At 60.6% G+C, this 18,247-nt stretch carries 15 protein-coding genes; 6 read left to right on the plus strand and 9 right to left on the minus strand.

Annotated elements, in window-relative coordinates:
* Nucleotides 1-33 precede the first annotated feature (33 nt).
* The 4 genes from EGM97_RS11535 to EGM97_RS11550 all read left to right on the plus strand — a co-directional run bounded on the left by EGM97_RS11535 (nucleotide 34) and on the right by EGM97_RS11550 (nucleotide 3,972).
* Nucleotides 34-858: an ABC transporter substrate-binding protein gene (locus EGM97_RS11535; RefSeq protein ID WP_238964682.1), complete on the plus strand. Its 825-nt coding sequence runs from the start codon at nucleotides 34-36 to the stop codon at nucleotides 856-858.
* A 145-nt stretch (nucleotides 859-1,003) separates the two neighbouring features.
* On the plus strand, nucleotides 1,004-1,843 hold the full coding sequence (locus EGM97_RS11540; RefSeq protein WP_238964681.1) for a polysaccharide deacetylase family protein: 840 nt from the start codon (nucleotides 1,004-1,006) through the stop codon (nucleotides 1,841-1,843).
* Nucleotides 1,836-2,723 (plus strand): polysaccharide deacetylase family protein, encoded by an 888-nt coding sequence (locus EGM97_RS11545; protein ID WP_238964680.1) that lies wholly within the window; start codon nucleotides 1,836-1,838, stop codon nucleotides 2,721-2,723. Before EGM97_RS11540 ends, EGM97_RS11545 begins: the two co-directional genes overlap by 8 nt.
* A 61-nt stretch (nucleotides 2,724-2,784) precedes the next feature.
* Entirely contained in the window at nucleotides 2,785-3,972 is a 1,188-nt protein-coding gene (locus EGM97_RS11550; RefSeq protein ID WP_238964679.1) for an MFS transporter, read from the plus strand.
* 73 nt (nucleotides 3,973-4,045) lie between these two features.
* On the opposite strand, the gene EGM97_RS11555 is transcribed toward EGM97_RS11550, so the two are convergent.
* The 5 genes from EGM97_RS11555 to EGM97_RS11575 all read right to left on the minus strand — a co-directional run bounded on the left by EGM97_RS11555 (nucleotide 4,046) and on the right by EGM97_RS11575 (nucleotide 9,826).
* The gene (locus EGM97_RS11555) at nucleotides 4,046-5,044 is read right to left on the minus strand and encodes a Rossmann-fold NAD(P)-binding domain-containing protein (RefSeq protein ID WP_238964678.1); all 999 of its coding nucleotides are present in this window, start codon (nucleotides 5,042-5,044) and stop codon (nucleotides 4,046-4,048) included.
* Between the two features lie 78 nt (nucleotides 5,045-5,122).
* Nucleotides 5,123-5,815: a type 1 glutamine amidotransferase domain-containing protein gene (locus tag EGM97_RS11560; RefSeq protein ID WP_238964677.1), complete on the minus strand. Its 693-nt coding sequence runs from the start codon at nucleotides 5,813-5,815 to the stop codon at nucleotides 5,123-5,125.
* 134 nt (nucleotides 5,816-5,949) lie between these two features.
* Nucleotides 5,950-7,203 (minus strand): OprD family porin, encoded by a 1,254-nt coding sequence (locus EGM97_RS11565; protein ID WP_238964676.1) that lies wholly within the window; start codon nucleotides 7,201-7,203, stop codon nucleotides 5,950-5,952.
* Nucleotides 7,204-7,295: 92 nt separating this feature from the next.
* Nucleotides 7,296-8,600 (minus strand): CitMHS family transporter, encoded by a 1,305-nt coding sequence (locus tag EGM97_RS11570; RefSeq protein ID WP_238964675.1) that lies wholly within the window; start codon nucleotides 8,598-8,600, stop codon nucleotides 7,296-7,298.
* Nucleotides 8,601-8,743: 143 nt separating this feature from the next.
* Nucleotides 8,744-9,826: a 4-oxalomesaconate tautomerase gene (locus EGM97_RS11575; protein ID WP_238964674.1), complete on the minus strand. Its 1,083-nt coding sequence runs from the start codon at nucleotides 9,824-9,826 to the stop codon at nucleotides 8,744-8,746.
* A 167-nt stretch (nucleotides 9,827-9,993) separates the two neighbouring features.
* Here EGM97_RS11575 and EGM97_RS11580 point away from each other — a divergent pair, with 167 nt between their 5' ends.
* Nucleotides 9,994-10,884: a LysR family transcriptional regulator gene (locus EGM97_RS11580; RefSeq protein WP_238964673.1), complete on the plus strand. Its 891-nt coding sequence runs from the start codon at nucleotides 9,994-9,996 to the stop codon at nucleotides 10,882-10,884.
* A 76-nt stretch (nucleotides 10,885-10,960) separates the two neighbouring features.
* On the opposite strand, the gene EGM97_RS11585 is transcribed toward EGM97_RS11580, so the two are convergent.
* Together EGM97_RS11585 and EGM97_RS11590 are read right to left on the minus strand one after the other, a co-directional pair.
* Nucleotides 10,961-12,397 (minus strand): aldehyde dehydrogenase family protein, encoded by a 1,437-nt coding sequence (locus EGM97_RS11585; protein WP_238964672.1) that lies wholly within the window; start codon nucleotides 12,395-12,397, stop codon nucleotides 10,961-10,963.
* 96 nt (nucleotides 12,398-12,493) lie between these two features.
* Nucleotides 12,494-13,243 (minus strand): creatininase family protein, encoded by a 750-nt coding sequence (locus tag EGM97_RS11590; RefSeq protein WP_238964671.1) that lies wholly within the window; start codon nucleotides 13,241-13,243, stop codon nucleotides 12,494-12,496.
* Between the two features lie 208 nt (nucleotides 13,244-13,451).
* Between EGM97_RS11590 and EGM97_RS11595 the strand changes: the two genes are divergently transcribed.
* Nucleotides 13,452-14,405 (plus strand): LysR family transcriptional regulator, encoded by a 954-nt coding sequence (locus EGM97_RS11595; RefSeq protein ID WP_238964670.1) that lies wholly within the window; start codon nucleotides 13,452-13,454, stop codon nucleotides 14,403-14,405.
* Between the two features lie 20 nt (nucleotides 14,406-14,425).
* On the opposite strand, the gene EGM97_RS11600 is transcribed toward EGM97_RS11595, so the two are convergent.
* Both EGM97_RS11600 and potE read right to left on the minus strand, forming a co-directional pair.
* Entirely contained in the window at nucleotides 14,426-16,711 is a 2,286-nt protein-coding gene (locus EGM97_RS11600) for an Orn/Lys/Arg family decarboxylase (RefSeq protein ID WP_238964669.1), read from the minus strand.
* The gene (gene potE, locus EGM97_RS11605) at nucleotides 16,708-18,114 is read right to left on the minus strand and encodes a putrescine-ornithine antiporter (protein ID WP_275300737.1); all 1,407 of its coding nucleotides are present in this window, start codon (nucleotides 18,112-18,114) and stop codon (nucleotides 16,708-16,710) included. The genes EGM97_RS11600 and potE overlap by 4 nt, the downstream gene beginning before the upstream one ends.
* Between the last annotated feature and the right edge of the window lie 133 nt (nucleotides 18,115-18,247).

Below are 18,247 nucleotides of genomic sequence, written 5' to 3' on the forward strand. Positions count from 1 at the left end.
ATCTGGCGTCACAACACACATAAGAGAACGACCATGAAGAACTTCGTTATCCCAGCAGTACTCGCCGGCCTGATGGCTTCCAGCGTCAGCTTCGCCGCCGATTTACCAGCAAGCATCAAGGACAAGGGCGAGATCGTCGTGGCGATCATGCCGAACTACCCACCGATGGATTTCAAAGACCCGGCCACCAACACCCTGACCGGTTTTGATTATGACCTGGGCAATGCCCTGGGCGAACGCCTGGGGGTCAAGGTCAAATGGCAGGAAACCGGCTTCGAACAGATGATCAATGCCTTGACCACCGACCGGGTGGACATGGTGCTGTCGGGCATGACCGACACCGCCGAGCGTCAGGCCAGCGTGACCTTCGTCGACTACTTCACCAGCGGCCCGCAGTTCTACACCTTGCAAAAGAACAAGGACATCAATGAAGCCACCGACCTGTGCGGCAAGAAAGTCGGCACCAGTCGGCGAACCACCTTCCCGGCGGAAATCGCCGAGTTCAGCAAGGCCAATTGTGAAGCGGCCGGCAAACCGGCCATCGTCGTGATCGGCACCGAAGGCTCGGCTGACGCCCGTGCGCAACTGCGCCAGAGCCGTATCGACGCGGCGATGCAGGGCAGCGAGACCCTGTCCTATCTCAAGACCCAGGAAAAGGACATGTACAAGACCGTCGGCCAGCCGATTTCCGTACAGTTCACCGGCCTGGGCGTGAGCAAGAAAAAGCCCGAGCTGAGCGAGGCGGTGAAAGTCGCGCTGCAGAGCATGGTCGATGACGGCAGCTACCAGGCGATCCTGAAGAAGTGGGACCTGGAGCTGGGCGCGATCAAGACCGTGACCATCAACGCGGGTAAGTGACCAGCGCCCGCCCCCTGGGGGAGCGAGCCTGCTCGCGATGGCGTCCGATCAGTCGCTACTGGATTGCCTGGGCCACCGCTATCGCGAGCAGGCTCGCTCCCACAATCAAACCTGCGGTGGCGTTCATACATGTTGGAGCACAAAGATGTCTTTACCCACCTGGCCCGACAGATACAAAGCCTGCCTCGCCCTGGCCTTCGACCTTGACGGCCCGACCGGCGATGCGATGCTCAACGGCTCTATCTGGCAAAAACCCGAATACTTCGGCTTCGGTGGCTACGGCCCCTATCGTGCACTGCCACGCCTGCTCGACCTGCTCGACGACTTCCAGATCCCGACCACTTTCTTTGTCCCGGCCTGGGTCGTGGAAAACTGGCCCAGGCAGTGCCAGGCGATCATCGAGCGTGGGCATGAAGTGGCGTACCACGGCTACCGGCACGAGTCCTTCTACGCCCTGACGCTGGACCAACAGAAGGCGGTGATGAATAAATCCCGGGAGGTGTTCGACAAATACCTGAACATCCGCGCGGAAGGTTTTCGCACGCCGTCCGGTGACTGGCGCGCCGAAACCCCGGCGATGCTGGCCGAGGCCGGCGTGATCTATTCCAGCAGCATGCGCGGCGATGACCGTCCCTATCTGGTCGATGTCCCGGGCCTTGACGTCCCCTTGGTGGAAATCCCCGGCCGCTGGGAAATGGACGACTACGCCTCCCTCGCGTACACCCGAGGCCCGGACTTTCCTTCGGGGCTGGACCGCACCGCCAGCTATGAACTGACGCTGGACAATTGGCGTCGCGAGTACGACGGCGCCATGAACGAAGGCCTGTGCCTGACCACCTTGTTCCATCCCAAGATCACCGGCAAACCGGGACGCATCCTGCTGCTGGAAAAACTCTTCGAACACATGCGTCAGCGCGATGATGTGTGGTTCGCCACCTGCCGAGAGGTCGCCCATTGGTGGCTCAAGGAGCATCACCATGGCTGATTCCAGTGTCTGGCCCGAAGGCTACCGTTGCGCGGTGGTAGTGACCGTCGATTACAACGACATCCACGGCATTCTCACCCAGGCCCCGGAAGTGGCCGGACGGGACAAGACCCTGTCGGTCTGGCGCTACGGCAGTCAACGGGGCGTGGAACGTCTGCTCGGCCTGCTTGCCGAACTGGGAATTCCCGGCACCTGGTGCATTCCCGGCATCGTCGGCGAAGAAAACCCCGGGCACATCCAGGCGATCCTGGCCGCCGGTCACGAGATTGCCTGCGCCGGTTATCGTCATCAAAACTACGACAACCTGACACTTGCCGAGCAGGTGGCCGACATCGCCCAGGGCTGCGAAGCGTTGACTCGACTGACCGGCATGCGCCCGGCAGGCTTCAGGATTCCCGCGGGAAATGGCGCGCCGGGGTTCATCCAGGCGTTGCACCAACAGGGTATCCGCTGGTCTTCGTCGTGGCGCGGCGACGACCTCCCCTTCGCGCATCCGACCGCACCCGAGGTCATCGAGTTGCCCCTGCACTACGAACTCGAAGACGAACCCTATTTCGCCTTCAACCTCAGCCCCGCTGTGCCGCCAGGACAATCTCGGATCGCTTCATACAGTCATACCCTGGGCAACCTGCGGATGGACTTTGCCGGGTTCCGCCGATTCGGCCTTTGCTATGTGCTGCGGCTGCACCCGGAAATCATTGCCACGCCGGGGCGCATCGGCGTACTGCGTGATTTGCTCCACGGCATCCGGCAGCATCCGGATGTGTGGATCGCGACGGCGGACGACGTCGCACAATGGTGGGCCACTACGGCGGCCGCGGTGACGGACGACCATCCGGCGGCCGTGTACGAGCGCCATTATCGGACCCAGGGCGTGTAACCCCCACGGCGACTGTGCGCCCTCGAACCCAACAGTATCGAAATAAGGACATTTGCCCCACGTGCGCAGCTACTCCCTTGTCATCCGTCGCTTGATGATCTGCTCGCTGACCATCGTCGTCAGCCGCGCTATCACCAGTCCGTTGCTCACGCTGTTTCTGAGCACCAAACTCGGCCTCAACCAACAGGACGTAGGGCTGCTGTTGGGTATCGCGGTGTTCATCGCCACCCTGCTGGCGTTGTACGGCGGCTACGTCATCGACCGCCTGGAAAAACGCCAGTTGCTGATCGTGGCCATGCTCTCCAGTGCCGTCGGATTCGTGTTGCTGACGTTCGCCGAGAACCTTTACCTGACCACTGCAATCCTGGTCGTCACCGAAACCGCTTCGGCACTGTTCCTGATCGGCTCCAAGGCGATCCTCAGCGAGCAACTGCCGGTGGGCCAGCGGGCCAAGGCGTTTTCCCTGCGCTACACGTTGACCAACATCGGCTACGCCACCGGCCCGATGCTCGGAGTGGTGATCGCCGGGGTCTATCCCACAGCCCCGTTTCTGATCGCGGGAGGCATCGCGTTCCTCAGTATTTTCCTGATGAGCGCCATCCCGAAAGACGCCGCCCCGGTGCCCGTCATCGGGCAACCGCCGAGCTTCATGAGAACCCTCCGCACCCTCAAGAACGACCGCACCCTGATCATGTTCACCTGCGGTTGCCTGTTCAGCACGGTGGTCCACGGTCGATTCACCCTGTACCTGTCGCAATACCTGCTGGTGACGAATGAATCCCAGCGCGCCCTGCAAACCATGGCCGCCCTGCTTGCCTGCAACGCCGTCAGCGTGATCCTGCTGCAATACCAGATCGGCCGTTTCCTCAAGCGCGAACAGCTGCGCTACTGGATCGCCGGTGGCACCAGCCTGTTCATCCTCGGTCTGATCGGTTTCAGCCTGGCCGATGGCTGGGTGGGCTGGTGCGTGGCGATGTTCATCTTCACCCTGGGCGAGATGATCATCTACCCGGCGGAATTCCTGTTCGTCGACACCCTGGCCCCGGAGGACCTGCGTGGCAGCTACTACGGCGCGCAGAACCTCGCGGCCCTCGGCGGTGCGTTGAGCCCGGTCATCTGCGGCTTCCTGCTCTTGCACACCCCGGCGCCAACGATGTTTTATGCCCTCAGCCTACTGACAGCGCTGGGCGGGACGCTGTGTTTCATGGCGGGTCGGCGGATTGCGAACCGCGTTGATAACAGCGGGTAGTCTGCCATCCGCCCCTCGGGCGTATCGCCAGGTCATTCAGCCATCCCACAGTCCCGCGAATTCAGGCTGACACCTAAAGCCTGCGTAACTCACCGCCCTCTTCTTCCAGACGTTTCAAAAACCCGGTGGCGTCCAGTATCTGGTAAGGGAAGTAGAGTCCCGGCGGCGTCGGCGGCTGACCATCCAAGCCGAGCAGGCGTTCGAGAGTCATTGCCACGCTGAGGCCAGTCAGTGGCGCGGCGCCGGCCGGGTGAATGATGGCATGGCGCGTGTGCAGCGGTTCCCCCTTCAGGCCTTCACCATCGAGTTCGATGATGATCTCGGTCGACATGGGTTTGCCCTGGCGTCGAGTCGAGCTCACCCCGGTGGCCATGTTGAACTGGACGTTGGGCGCGCCGGTGGCCGCAGCCAGGCCGACGACATCGATGGACGAGAAGCCGGAGGCCTGGATTTGCGTGCCATCCACTGCGTTGAATCGGACCTTCGAATCCTCGCCTTCGCGCCAGATATACGCACCGTCGCGTCGTGTCAGCGCTGCGGGCAGCATCTTGTTCAAGTGTTCGAAATCGGCGGCAACCGTTGGCCCACCGGTGTCCTGTTCATCGACCAGAGCGTTGATGCTGATCGCGTGTACCCGGCTGAATGTTGCGGCAATGCTCAGTGTCGACACCGTCGTCGCGCCGGCCATCCATTCGTAGCCCAGGACAATGGGCGAGGCGTCAGGCGTATGCATGTACGTCGCGATCTCCGGCGCGATCTCAAAGATGCCGGATGAAATGCTGAGGTGCGGTACCCCGCGCTTTTGCGCATAACGCAATCCGGCCAGGGCGTGGTCCATATAGAAAATCGCGACGGCGCTGACCGGGCGCGCGCCGAGACCCAGGTCGTCTGCGTGGGGATCAATCACCACGCCTTGCGCCTTACCCATTCGCTCAGCGGCCTGCTGGGCCTTGGCCAGGTCACGGCCGCCGATCAACAGGGGGACGTCCGGGCAGGCGGCACGCAATGCCCGGGCGGTTTGGTGACCAATGGCGCCGGAACCGCCCATGAGCAAGACAGGATCAATTGACATGTCGTGTTCTCCTTGTGTTCAGGTTCAGTCGTCCGAGGCATGGACCGCCAGCCCGACGACAATCGGGACGCTCATGACTCAGGCCTTCTGTTCCTGCCTCAGCCGCTTGAGCAACGCTTCGGCGGCGGCTTGCGAGGATGCGGGATTCTGCCCGGTGATCAGGTGCCCATCCTCGACCACATAACTTGCCCAGTCCCCAGCCCTGGAATATTCGCCTCCCTTGGCCTTGAGCATGTCTTCCACCAGGAACGGCACCACCTGCGTCAGCCCCACCGCCTCCTCCTCGGAGTTGGTGAATCCGGTCACTTTCTTGCCCTTCACCACGGGCTGGCCATCCGGCGCGTTGACGTTCTTGAACACCCCCGGCGCATGGCAGACCGCCGCGATGGGTTTGTTCGCGGCATAGAAGGCTTCGATGAGGGTCTTGGAGTCGGTGTCCTCGGCCAGGTCCCATAGCGGGCCGTGTCCGCCGGGATAGAACACCGCATCGAAGTCATAGGGGTCGATTTCCCCCAGCGGCACTGTGTTAGCCAATGCTGCCTGGGCCCGAGTGTCCGCGACAAAACGACGGGTTGCATCGGTCTGGGCGTCCTCCTCGCTGCTCTTGGGGTCCAGCGGCGGTTGCCCGCCCTTGGGAGAGGCAATGGTGACCGCAGCGTTGGCGTCGACGAACACATAGTAAGGCGCGGCAAATTCTTCCAGCCAGAAACCGGTTTTCTTGCCGGTGTCGCCCAACTGATCGTGAGATGTAAGGACCATCAGGATTTTCATGTGAACCCAGCCTCCGAGCGTGAACGGGCGAGTGGTTCGCCCTGCATTACACTCAGAGGCTGTGTCGAGGTAGACGTTCCCGCGTCGCGACCCTTGCCGGATGGATTGCGCCTCACCATGGCTGGATCGGTGTCCTACCAAAGCGCGATGTCATAGGTCAGGTAGATGCGATTGCTGTCACGTCCCCGTGAAAAATCCGAGCGGTAGACATAGTTACGCAGCTTCACGCCCAGTCCCTTCAACGTACCTTGCTGCACGACATAAGCGACTTCGGCATCACGTTCCCATTCCTTCACGGTGCTCTGGGACTTGCCATCGTCACCACTGAGGTAGCGGGTGGAAAATGTCAGGCCCGGCACACCGAGACGCGAAAAATCGTAACCATAGCCGAGCATCCAGGTCTTCTCGTCTTCCTCGATAAACTTGCCGATACCCACGTTGCTGAAGGAATAGACCGTGGCGCCGCTGATATACGGCAAGCCGGCCTCGCCGCTGAGCTTCTGATAACCCGCGCTGAACGTATGGCCGACAACGGCGTAGGACAGCAGGCCGCTGAACATGTCGTTATCGATCCTGCCGGCATAGGCCGACCCTGAATCGACACTGTTGAAATAGCGCAGGTCACTGGTCAACAGCCCGGCGCCCAGCGGCAGCTCGTGCTGGATGCCAGCGAAGCTCTGCCGATAGAAATTCTCAAGCTCACCGTAGAAATAGCTCAAGCGAATGTTCTTCGTCAGCTTGTAATCGGCGCCGGCGTAGCTGAAGTTGCCGGACTGATCGCCACTGTAACCGTCGGGCACGATTGGCATGCTGTCGCTGGAATCCCTGAGTTTGAACCGCTCTAGATGCCCACCGGTGAGCGCGAGATTGTCGATATCGGTGCTGCTGACTTGCATGCCCTGATAGGTCTGGGGCATCAGCCGCGCATCGTTGTAGATCAATAGCGGGTTCTTGGGCAGCAAGGTGCCATATTTGACCGTGGTCTTGGCCACCCTGGCCTTGGCGGTCATGCCCGCGCTGGCAAACTCATCGGCAGCCCGGCCATCGTTATGTACCGGCAGCAGCCCTGTGCCACTGCGGCCGCGGCCGGAATCGAGCCTGACACCGAGCAGGCCCAGGGCATCGACGCCAAAGCCAACCGTGCCTGGCGTAAAGCCCGATTGGTAATCCAACAGGAAGCCTTGGGCCCACTCGGTGCGCTCGCTCTTTGCGGATCTTGCCGCTCGTGCGCTCATTCCGTGCTCGTCGCGAAAGTTTTCATTGAAGTAGACATTGCGCAGTTGCAGCTTGAGCTTGCTTTCGTCGATGAAGCCTTCTGCATTGGCCATGGCCAGCGGCAACAGGCCTAGCATTGAAAATAAAGCCCCACGGGTCAGGACGGTATTCATATCAAGATTCTCGTTGTTGTTATTCGGCGCGCAGGCCGGCGCACCCCTCGGTTGCGAGGCGTGTCAGGCAGAAAATTCAACTAACTGATTTTTCAGGAAAAGAGCGTCAACGCTCCGGTCAGCAAGGCCAGCGCGGTAATCACTAGGGACGTGAGCACGGCCCACTTGACGGTAGCCTTCTGGAAGTCGCCAAGGTCGCGATCGACCATGCCCACCAGCAACAAGGTCGAGGCCACCAGCGGACTCATCAGATGCACGGGCTGGCCGAGAATCGAGGCCCGTGCGATTTCCACCGGATCAATCCCGTAGGCCGCCGCAGCGTTCGCCAGGATGGGCACCACGCCAAAGTAGTAGGCATCGTTGGACAGCACGAACGTCAGCGGCATGCTGGTAATGGCGACCACCAACGGGAACAGGTGCCCCCACGAAGGAGGAATCCAGTCCACCAGGGTCTGCGCCAGCGCATCGACCATTTTCGTTCCGGAGAAGATGCCAGCGAAAATACCGGCCGCAAAGACCAGCAGAACGACGGCCATTGCGTTGCCCGAATGGGCCAGGATGCGCTCCTTCTGAAGGTCCAGCTGGGGGTAGTTGATCATCAGCGCCAGGACGAAACCGATCAGGAACAGAATGGCCGAATGCATGAGCCCCATGACCAACGCAACCATGACTGCGATCACCAGCAGCAGATTGACGTAGGCCAATTTCGCGCGCTTGTACGGAGTGTCCTCGATAATTGCCTTGATATAGCAATTCCCGCCCCCGCTCTGCAGCTGGATATTGCCAATGCGCTTGCGCTCGGCACGGCCCAGTAGAAACGCCGTGAACACTACCCACATCGCTCCGCCGATCATGGTGGGCAGCAAGGGCACGAAATATTCGCCGGCATCCAGGCCCAGCGCGGCGATCGCACGGGTCGCAGGGCCGCCCCAGGGCGTCATGCCGCTCATGATGCTCAGGGACAGCATGGCAACCGTCGCCAGGATCATGGGGTTCATGCCGATACGCTTGTACAGCGGCAACATGGCGGCGCAGGTGATCATGTAAGTCGTGGTGCCGTCACCGTCCAGTGCCACCAGCAGCGACAACAAGGCGGTGCCTACAGCGATCTTCATCGGGTCGCCATTGACTCGCTTGAGGATCTTGCGGATCAACGGGTCGAACAGCCCGGCATCGATCATCAGACCGAAAAACAGGATCGCGAACAGCAGCAGCGCGGCCGAGGGCGCTACCATTTTCAAGCCGTCCAGCATCATTTTGCCGGTGGTCCCGCCGAACCCACCGATGACCGCGAAAACGATGGGCACGAGCGTCAAGGCCACAATCGGCGACAGCCGTTTAGTCATGATCAGGAAGGTAAAGGCCACCACCATGGCCAAGCCAAGTAAAGCGAGCATAGGTCGGATCTCTTGTTGTTATCAGTAGTGTTGCCAACACCCAGGCGTACGACTCCCAACCCGCCAGGCAACACGATCCATGTGTGCCTGGCAGAATGATTGATGCCATAACGTCGTGATGTCGAGTTTTGCCAACTACCCGGCTAGCCGGCCAGTCGGTGGGAAGCCTTGGCGTAGACGAAACCTGAAAAGAGCCGGCGTGCAGTGCGCACCACCGAGGCACGGATAGTCTCTCCTTTGTCGCCGACGTAGGACAAAACCACGTCGATCCCACCGCTGGGGTGTTCGATGCGAACCCGCTGCAAGCGTGGCTCGCGGACACCGCCGAGCAGTTGAGCGGCCACGCTGCCTTCAGTCACACAGGCCGTGGCGATTCCGATGGAGCCCGTAATTGCCAACGCACGATGACAGTTGTGCGGCATGAAATAGCGCACCTGGAGCGTACCGCCCGATTTGGCCGGGGATACCAGCACCGGCTTGGGAATCACCTTGTCGCTGACGTCCCCCAGGCCCATCGCCAGGCCGGCCTTGAGCCGCAGGGACTCCAGGCGCTGCAGAAAGACTTGATCGGCATCCAGTTCCGCGGGGCTTTCGTCGCCGCGCTTGCCCAGTTGGCCGGCTTCGACGATCACCATGGGCATCGCCATATCGATGCAGGTCACTGCGACACCGTCGATCAAGTCCAACGCTTGTCCGGTAGGGAACAGTTTCCCCGTCTTGCTGCCGGCGGCATCCAGGAAGGTCAATTGCACCGGCGCGGCGGTGCCCGGCACGCCATCGATGGCCGTGTCGCCTTCATAGCTGACCTTGCCCCCGGGGGTTTGCACCTCGGAAATAACGAAGGTTCCGGTATTGAGGTTGCGAATACGCACCTGGGTCAGGTCGCCGCCAGCCTTGACCAGACCCTGTTCGATGGCGAACGGACCGACTGCGCAGAGCATATTCCCGCAGTTGGGAGCCGTATCGACCCGACGTTGAGAAACCATCACCTGGACGAACAAGTAATCCACATCCGCCTCAGGGTGCAGTGAAGGACTGACGATCGCGACCTTGCTGGTTTGGGGGCTACCACCCCCGATACCGTCGATTTCCAGCTCATGGCCGGACCCCATCAGATCGAGCAACAACTCATCACGGGCGACGACGGAAGTCGGCAGATCCCAGGCGAGAAACACCGGCCCTTTGGAAGTGCCACCGCGCATCAATACACAAGGAATTCGTTGCATGAACACTAACTCTTGTTGATCAATCTGGATAATTGATGTTCTGGAGGCAAGAGTGGCAGGGTTTCAAAAGTGTTTCCAATGCAAAGATCAGCGAGTTTATTGCGTTTAACGAATGAATGGCCGTAGGATGACGCACACCACGCATCGCCTTTCTTGTGGAATTCAATATGGAATATGAGCTTCAAGACATACGATCTTTCGTTAAAATCGCCGAACTGGGCAGTTTTCACGAAGCCGCCGATGCACTGCACCTGTCGCAGCCGGCTTTGAGCCGACGGATGAAAAAACTCGAAGAGGGTCTGGGCACGGCGTTGCTCGACCGCACAACTCGCAAGGTCAGCCTGACCAGCGTCGGGCGCGATTTCCTGCCCAAGGCACGACGCTTGCTGGATGACTTCGACGATTCGATTCTCAACATCCGCGAGTTGGCGGAGCGGCGGATCGGCCGCGTGACACTGGCGTGCATTCCCACGGCCGCTTTCTATTTCCTGCCTTCGGTGATTCGCCTCTACAACGAGCGCTATCCGAAAATCCGCATACGCCTGCTCGACCTCAGCGCCAACGAAGGACTGGAAGCGGTACTGCGAGGCGAAGCCGACTTCGGCATCAATATGATGAGCGGACAGCATCCGGACATTGAATTCGTGCCGCTGGTCAATGAACCCTTTGTCCTGGCCTGCCGACGCGACCATGAACTGGCTGGACGCAGCGCCGTCACCTGGTCGGAGTTGAGCGATTATCGGCTGATCGGGGTCGGTCGGCTGAGCGGCAACCGTATGCTGCTCGATCATGCCTTGTCGGGCTTGAGCTGGCGTCCCCAGTGGTTCTACGAGGTACAACACCTGTCGACGTCACTGGGGTTGGTCGAGGCCGGTCTCGGCGTCTCGGCAATGCCCAGCCTGGCGATGCCCGCCGGTGACCATCCGACGCTGGTCAGCGTGCCGCTGATCGAGCCGGTGGTAAACCGATCACTGGGGCTGGTCTATCGACGCGGCGCGTCTTTGTCTCCTGCCGCCGAGAAATTCGTTTCGATTCTGCTGGAGCAGTGGCCGCAATGAAGTCTCGGTCGCGACTTTCGTGCGAAGGTCGAGGTCCACGCACCTACCCGGCCAGATGTGGCCAAGCGCGCTCAGGTTATTCATCCGGCTCGTCCTGATCCGCCACAATACTCTTCGCCTCAAGAAAGGCCTCCAGGCCATGTACCCCGAACTCCCGTCCGACGCCGGACTGCTTGACCCCGCCAAATGGGGCAAGCAGCTCCGGCGTGATTCTGTTGATCAATACCGAGCCGGCCTGCAGCCTCGCCGCCAGCTGCCGGGCGCGCTGCGGCTGTCGGGAAAAGACGTAGGCCTGCAACCCGTAGGGGCTGGCGTTGGCGATTTCGATAGCCTGCTCTTGCGAGTCATACGTGATGATCGATAGCACCGGGCCGAAAATCTCCTCTTGCGCGATGTCCATATCGTTGCTGACGTCAGCAAAGACCGTGGGCCTGACGAAATAGCCCGTGTCCAGACCTATCGGCCGGCCTTCTCCGCCGGCGATCAGCGTGGCACCTTGCGCCAGTCCGCGGCGGATATAGTGTTGGACACGGTCGAATTGGGCCTTGTTGACCAGCGGCCCGATGACGGTCGCCGGATCCCGTGGATTGCCCACGACCATGGCCCCGACCAGGTTCTTCACACGGTCGATGATGTGCTTGGCCTGCGTGCGCGGCACCAGCAACCGCGTGCCGGCGACACAGGCCTGGCCGTTGTTCATGAACGCCGCATTCAATGCCTGCGCAATAGCCGTGTCGAGATCGGCGTCGTCGAGCATGATGGACGCCGACTTCCCGGTCAGCGACAGACTCACTCGCTTCAGGGTCTCGATACCGGCGCGGGCAATCAGCTTCCCGGTAGCGGTAGAACCCGTGAATGAGATCTTCGCGACCTGTGGATGGGTGCTGATTTCGTCACCGACATCGCTGCCGCGTCCCAACAGAATGTTGAAAACGCCTTCAGGCAAACCTGCGCGGTGCAACGCCTGGGCGAGCACGTCGGTTTGCAAGGGACTCAACTCGCTCGGCTTGATCACCGAAGCACAACCGGCGGCGATGGCCGAGGCCAGCTTGCTGCATACCGTCCCGGCGGTGCTGTTCCAGGGAGCAACCAGCGCCGATACACCCACCGGTTCCATTACCACGGTCGCGTCACCGACCGGGCGAAGCAGCTCGTAATGCTTCAGCACCTGCGCCGCATTGGCAAAGGATTGCGAAGCATAACGGCTGACCCATTGGGCGCGGGCAAGCGGCGCGCCGTACTCCTCGATGGCGGTATCGCGAATTTCATTCGTGCTCGCCAGCACGGCGGCCTGCAACTGTTTGAGCATGTCGATACGCTCGGCCTTGGAGGTGCGGCTCATCGAGGCTTGAGCACGCGAGGCCGCCGCGATGGCACGTCTGGCGTCATCACGATCAGCCAGCGTGACCGTACCGATGACCGCTTCGGTCGCGGGGTTGATGCACTCCACCGTTTCATCCCCGTGCACGGGAACGAAGGCTCCATCAATGTAACTGTGATTGATCTTCCACATCGTGGCGTACCTGATTGACTACGGGGCTTGCCCGGAATGAAGCACCAACGCCTGTCAGGCCCAGGTGTCGCCCCGGCTCGATGGCTTTGCCATGATTCAGCCCGGCATGGACTCACGGCTGAAAGCGTGCACCTCCTGCACCAATCCTTGTGCGGCCATCATCACCAGTTGCCGACCTTTTTCCGGAGACGCTTGCGCCGGATCCGAGCCCATGCGGCCGTCCGGATGACGGGCGCGGAAATCGGCGGCCTCCCGGATAGGGCCCCAGTTGGCGATTTGTGGCGAGTAGTCAGCTAACTTGATGGCGTGGGGATAGGCCCACTGGGTCACGGCAATTTCCGAAGGCGTGGCATGAATGCCGTGACCTTCCGGGAACTGGTCGCGGGCCAACTCATTGACGCCTTCCAGGTCCCACCAATTGCACAATTTCAAGGCGAAACCTGCCGGGCGACGGGCGAAGCTCGCCTCGGCGTAAAGCTCAGAGAAAGCCGCTTCAATCGAGGCAATGTTGCCGCCATGGCCATTGAGAAAGAATATTTTCTCGAACCCGTGGGCAGCCAACGAACGTGTCCAGTCACCGATGGCGGCGATGAAAGTCGAGGGCCTGAGCGAGATCGTTCCCGGAAAACCGAGGTGATGCTGCGCCATGCCGATGTTGAAAGTCGGGGCCACCAAGATGTCCGCTGTTTGCTGCGCCTGGTGGGCGATGATTTCGGGACACATCCAGTCCGTACCCAGCAGACCAGTCGGCCCATGCTGCTCGTTGGAGCCGATCGGGATGACGACAGTACGGCTGCGTTCAAGAAATTTTTCGATTTCGGCCCAGGTCGATAGATGTAAAAGCATCTGCGTTCTCTCTTTGCAAAAGGGTTCCTTGCGGAACGATGGGTATGGGGGCCAAAGCACGTTCAACCCTCGGAGCACTCAAGGCCGGCTCGCGACGTGCCGTCGGCTTTGTCAAAGATATTGCGCCGCCCCTGTGAACAGCAGCAAGAGCAACTATGTTCATGTATTGTTGCTTTATGAGCAACGCCATGTCCTGGAGAAACGTCCGATGCGAGAAATCAACCAGCAACGCTTGCGGTATTTTCATGAAGTGTTGACCCACGGATCGATCCGTGGCGCGGCGGACAGCATCAACACGTCCCCTTCGGTGATAACCCGTCAGATCAAATTGCTGGAAGAGGAATTGGGCGCCCGCCTGTTCGAACGTCAGGCCCGCGGTGTCCAGCCCACTGAGGCTGCCGCGCACCTGCTGGAGTTCTGGCGGGGCTATCGATCACATCAGGAAAAGCTCGAGGACCAGCTCCAGGCCATCAAGGGGCTGCAACTGGGGCACGTGCGGGTCGTCATCAGCGAAGGCTATGTCGACACGTTGGTCGACCATGTGCTCGCACCGTTCTGCAAACAGTACCCCAAGCTCGATATCCGGCTGGACATACTGCCCGTGGACGATGTCCTTAACGAGATCGCGGAAAATCGGGCGCATATCGGCCTGGCCTACAACCCCCCTCCTCACGCCCACATCGATCATCAAGCGACCTCCCGTCAACCCATCGTGCTGCTGGTTCGCCCGGACCACCCGCTGGCGTTGAAAGGAGCGAAGGCCACCGTCGCAGACTTGCTCGATTGCCAGCTGGTGCTGACGCCGACAACCTTCGGTATCGGTCATGCGTTGAAGATGCTTGAGTACGCCGAGAAGATTCAGATCCGCCCGGCGCTGGTCAGCAATTCATTGGCCGCCCTCAAGCGCCTTGTCGCTTGCGGGCAGTTTGCTTCGTTATTGGGCGAGGTGGCGGCCTATCGGGAGATCGCCCAAGGCAGCCTCGCGGCCGTGGCCGTCGATCATCCACTTTTCCAGAACGTTGAGGCGAAGCTGCTGGTCAAGTCCGGACGCCCGCTGGCGGCTCCTGCCCAGGAATTGCTGAACTGGATGTTGCAGCGTTTGCCGATGTTCGCTACCCCATTCAACCGTGTTATCGACAAGAGCAGTGAAACACCCTCTTGAGTGGCGCTGCGCTTTATTCGCTACTTCAATACCAGCATCCGATACACCCCCGCCTCGCTTTCAATCCCGTGGGTATCGTGAGCGAAGCCAGGGAACGATCGGTCAAAGCTCTCGAGTGCCTTGAGATACGCCAGCAGCGGGCCGTCAGAGGTCCCTGCATTCTCCCCCGGCATCAGCAGCGGAATGCCCGGTGGATACGGCACGATGCCCGTGGCGGCGATGCGGCCGGCGGCTTCATCGAGGGTGACCTGCTCGACCTTGCCCTTGACCAGGTGCTCGTAGGTTTCCACCGGGCTGAGTTCGGCGTTGGGCAAGGTGCCGAAAGCCTGAGACATGGCGGCGGTGATCCGGGTCTTTTTCATCGCCGCGAAGATCTCTTGCGCCAGGTCCTTCAACCCCATGCCGGCGTAGCGCTGCTGGTTCGCGTTCAGCAAGTCGGGCAGGCACAGCTCAAGTTCCAGATTGGTGTCGAAGTCGCGCTTGAAGTCCAGCAGTGCGTTAACCAATGTGCCCCATTTGCCCTTGGTAATACCGATGGAGAACAGGAACAGGATCGTGAAATCCGTGGTTTTCTCGACCACGATGCCTTGATGCCCCAGGTAGGCGCTCAATACACAGGCAGGGATGCCAAAGTCGAGCAAATTGCCGTCATCGCCCATGCCCGGACTCAGGATCGACACCTTGATCGGGTCGAGCATGCAATAGCCGTCCTCGATGTCACCGAAGCCATGCCAGACCTCATGCGGGTGCAGCACCCAGCAGTCCGGATCGGTCTTGAGCCGCAGGGGATCGACTTCATGGAAAGGAACCTGCACCGCATCCACTTGAACCGAAGGCGGTTGCCAGCATGAGAAGAACCAATCGTCATGGGTCGACATCTCACACTGCATGCGCGAGATCACCTGGCGGAACGCAATGGCCTCCTCGATGGATTCATTGGTCAGGATTTGCCCGCTGGGGGCTTCCATCATGGCCGAGCTCACGTCGCACGAGGCCATGATCGCGTAATTGGGCGAGGTCGAGGCGTGCATCATGAAGGACTCATTGAACCGGCCATGGGGGATTGGGTTGCGGCCGTTACGCACGTGGATCATCGACGCCTGGGACAGCGCCGCCAGCAGCTTGTGTGTCGATTGCGTGGCAAACACGGTGGGCTTGGACGGGTCGTGATCTTCCGGGTTGCCGTGCATCGCGAAACGGTCCTTGTACAGCGGGTTGAAGCGCGCATAACCGTACCAGGCTTCATCGAAATGCAGGCGATCGACACTCTGCCCGAGCAACTCTTCGACGCGCCGAACATTGTAGGTCAGGCCGTCGTAGGTGGAATTGGTAATGATCGCGTGTACCGGCGTTGGATCGATGTGGTCCTGGACCAATGGATTATTGGCGATGGCGGACTTCACACCTTCGGCGCTCAAGGTTTGCGGCAAGATCGGGCCGATGATGCCGTAGCGGTTGCGCGTGGGCACCAGGTACGTGGGAATCGCACCGGACAACGTCATCGCGTGCTCGGCGGACTTATGACAGTTACGGTCGCACAGGGCGATCTGGTCGCGGGTGACACTGGCCATGAGGATCACCCGATTGGACATCGATGAGCCGTTGGTCACGTAATAGGTACGGTGGGCACCGAACACCTTTGCCGCGTAGCGCTCGCCCTGGCCGATGGGGCCACTGTGATCGAGCAGCGAGCCCAGTTCGCCGACCGAAATCGACAAGTCGGAGCGCAACAGGTTTTCGCCGAAGAACTCATAGAATGCGCGGCCTGCGGTACTTTTCAAAAAGGCCGTGCCGCCGGCGTGGCCGGGGGTGTGCCAGGAGTATTCGTAGCCGCGGGCGAACTTCAGCAACGCGCCGAACATGGGCGGCAACACAGCCTGGCGATAACGCTCGATGGCGGCCATGATGCGGCCGCTGAGGAAGCGACTGGTGTCCTCCGGCAACCAGATGAAATCGTCGGCGTATTGCATCACGATCAGCGGCACGCTCGATGCGGTGCTGCGGTCACTGATCAGGAACACCGGCACGCGGGTGTTGCGCTCGCGCAAGGCCGCCAGCAGGTCGATGCACTCCTGATGGTCGTCGCTGCTGTCCATTTCCCAACTGAGCAATACACACTGGATGGCCGGGTCGCTGCTGAGGATCGACTTCGCATCGCTCAGGCTTTCGGAGGTCAACACGCTGATGGAGCGCTCCTCAACGTCCGTGATCAGTTGGATCAACGCCCGGCCGAAGACGGTACGCTTGTCCGGCTGGTTGCAGACCAGCAACGCGAGCATGCCAAGCAGCTGTCTGTTTTCCGTCATGATTGAGGCTCCGTTCTGGTCGTTTTCAGGCGTTTTGGCGGCAGGTCATTGACTGGGACAACCTCACCCACGATGTGTTGCGCCGCGACGGTCTGGGTCGGAACGCTGTTGTTCAGCGCCTCGAGACGAATCAACCGGGTGTTGACGAACCCGAAGAGCGTGTAGCCGACGATGGTCGCCACGCCGCCGAGCATCAGTGCCTGAGCGCCGGCGCTGTAGAGCGCAAGGTAGCTGTAGGCCGCCGCGATGCCGGCGACGATATTGGTGATCAGTGCCTTTCTGGCCGGGACGCCCGAGACGTTTTGCAGCGTCATCAAGGTGGCCATCGACAGGATGTAGGGCACCAGGTTGGTGACCACCGCCAGATTGACCAGGGTGTCGAACTGCTTGGCCAGGTCAGGGCTGATGGTGAGCAACGCCATGGCGGTTTGCAGCGCCAGCAGGATCAGCATGCCGATGATCGGAACGCCATGCTGGTTGGCCTTGGCGAAAATCGGCAGGAAATACCCCGTATCGGCCGAACTCTTGAAGACCTGGGCCACGGTGAATTGCCAACCGAGCAAGGAGCCGATGCAGGCCAGCACCATCAGGCCCATGACGATATCGCCGATCATGGGCGTGAACATTCTGGCAAAGACCAGGCCGAACGGCGCGGTGGAACTGACGAGTTCGGCGTTGCCGACGATGCCGGCGATGACGTTGGTGGACGCGATATAAATCACCGCGGCACCCAGCGTCCCCCCCAGTACGGCGATCGGTACGTTCTTCTCGGGATTGTCCACCGCATCGCCGTTGGCGCAGGCAGACTCCAGCCCCAGGAATGCCCACAACGTGATCGCCACCGACGCGCCCGCGGCGTCGTACCAGGTCTTATCGTGAGGGTTCCAACCGGCGGCATACACGCTGCCATCGAACCAGAACCAGCCAATCGTCGACACCAGCACCACCGGCGCGATAACGCCCCACACGGTGACCGAGCCGATCCTGCCGGTGATGCTCGCGCCGCCGAAGTTCGCGAACGTGGTGATCCAGAGCAGCGCGATGGTGGCGAGGCCGACTTGCAGCGCGTCGAGTCGTATATCGAAGAGGGTCTGTATGTAGCCGACCGCCGTAATGCTGATCGCCACGTTGGCAATCAGCAGGGACAGCCCATAGGTGTAGTTGGTGATGTAGTTACCGGACTTGCCGAAGGTGTATTCGGCATAGCCCCCCATGCCTCCGGTCTTGCGACTGAGCATGCCGCATCGCGCAAAAGCATAGGCCAGCGCCAGCGAGCCCGTGGCCGTGATCAGCCAGGAAAGAATCGAAATACCGCCGACTTCGGCGAGTTTGGTGGGCAACAGCACAATGCCCGAGCCCAGCATGTTGACGGCCGTCAACATCGTGAGCTGTCCAACCGTCATTTTTTTCGTCACGGGGGTCCCTTCTCCACGATCGTCCGTGAAGAAGCTTAGGCGCAGTGGAGCAAAGCTGCAGAACAAACCCGATCAAGCCGTGCATGGCTTTCAAAACCATGCACGGGGGATTCCAAGACGA

It is taken from the genome of Pseudomonas sp. AF32, from assembly GCF_022342325.2.
GTDB classification, from domain to species: domain Bacteria; phylum Pseudomonadota; class Gammaproteobacteria; order Pseudomonadales; family Pseudomonadaceae; genus Aquipseudomonas; species Aquipseudomonas uvaldensis.

Coding starts and splice junctions, on each gene's coding strand:
- EGM97_RS11535 (WP_238964682.1), top strand. CDS start 34: ATGAAGAACTTCGTTATCCCAGCAGTACTCGCCGGCCTGATGGCTTCC.
- EGM97_RS11540 (WP_238964681.1), top strand. CDS start 1,004: ATGTCTTTACCCACCTGGCCCGACAGATACAAAGCCTGCCTCGCCCTG.
- EGM97_RS11545 (WP_238964680.1), top strand. CDS start 1,836: ATGGCTGATTCCAGTGTCTGGCCCGAAGGCTACCGTTGCGCGGTGGTA.
- EGM97_RS11555 (WP_238964678.1), bottom strand. CDS start 5,044: ATGTCAATTGATCCTGTCTTGCTCATGGGCGGTTCCGGCGCCATTGGT.
- EGM97_RS11560 (WP_238964677.1), bottom strand. CDS start 5,815: ATGAAAATCCTGATGGTCCTTACATCTCACGATCAGTTGGGCGACACC.
- EGM97_RS11565 (WP_238964676.1), bottom strand. CDS start 7,203: ATGAATACCGTCCTGACCCGTGGGGCTTTATTTTCAATGCTAGGCCTG.
- EGM97_RS11570 (WP_238964675.1), bottom strand. CDS start 8,600: ATGCTCGCTTTACTTGGCTTGGCCATGGTGGTGGCCTTTACCTTCCTG.
- EGM97_RS11575 (WP_238964674.1), bottom strand. CDS start 9,826: ATGCAACGAATTCCTTGTGTATTGATGCGCGGTGGCACTTCCAAAGGG.
- EGM97_RS11580 (WP_238964673.1), top strand. CDS start 9,994: ATGGAATATGAGCTTCAAGACATACGATCTTTCGTTAAAATCGCCGAA.
- EGM97_RS11585 (WP_238964672.1), bottom strand. CDS start 12,397: ATGTGGAAGATCAATCACAGTTACATTGATGGAGCCTTCGTTCCCGTG.
- EGM97_RS11590 (WP_238964671.1), bottom strand. CDS start 13,243: ATGCTTTTACATCTATCGACCTGGGCCGAAATCGAAAAATTTCTTGAA.
- EGM97_RS11595 (WP_238964670.1), top strand. CDS start 13,452: ATGCGAGAAATCAACCAGCAACGCTTGCGGTATTTTCATGAAGTGTTG.
- EGM97_RS11600 (WP_238964669.1), bottom strand. CDS start 16,711: ATGACGGAAAACAGACAGCTGCTTGGCATGCTCGCGTTGCTGGTCTGC.
- potE (WP_275300737.1), bottom strand. CDS start 18,114: ATGACGGTTGGACAGCTCACGATGTTGACGGCCGTCAACATGCTGGGC.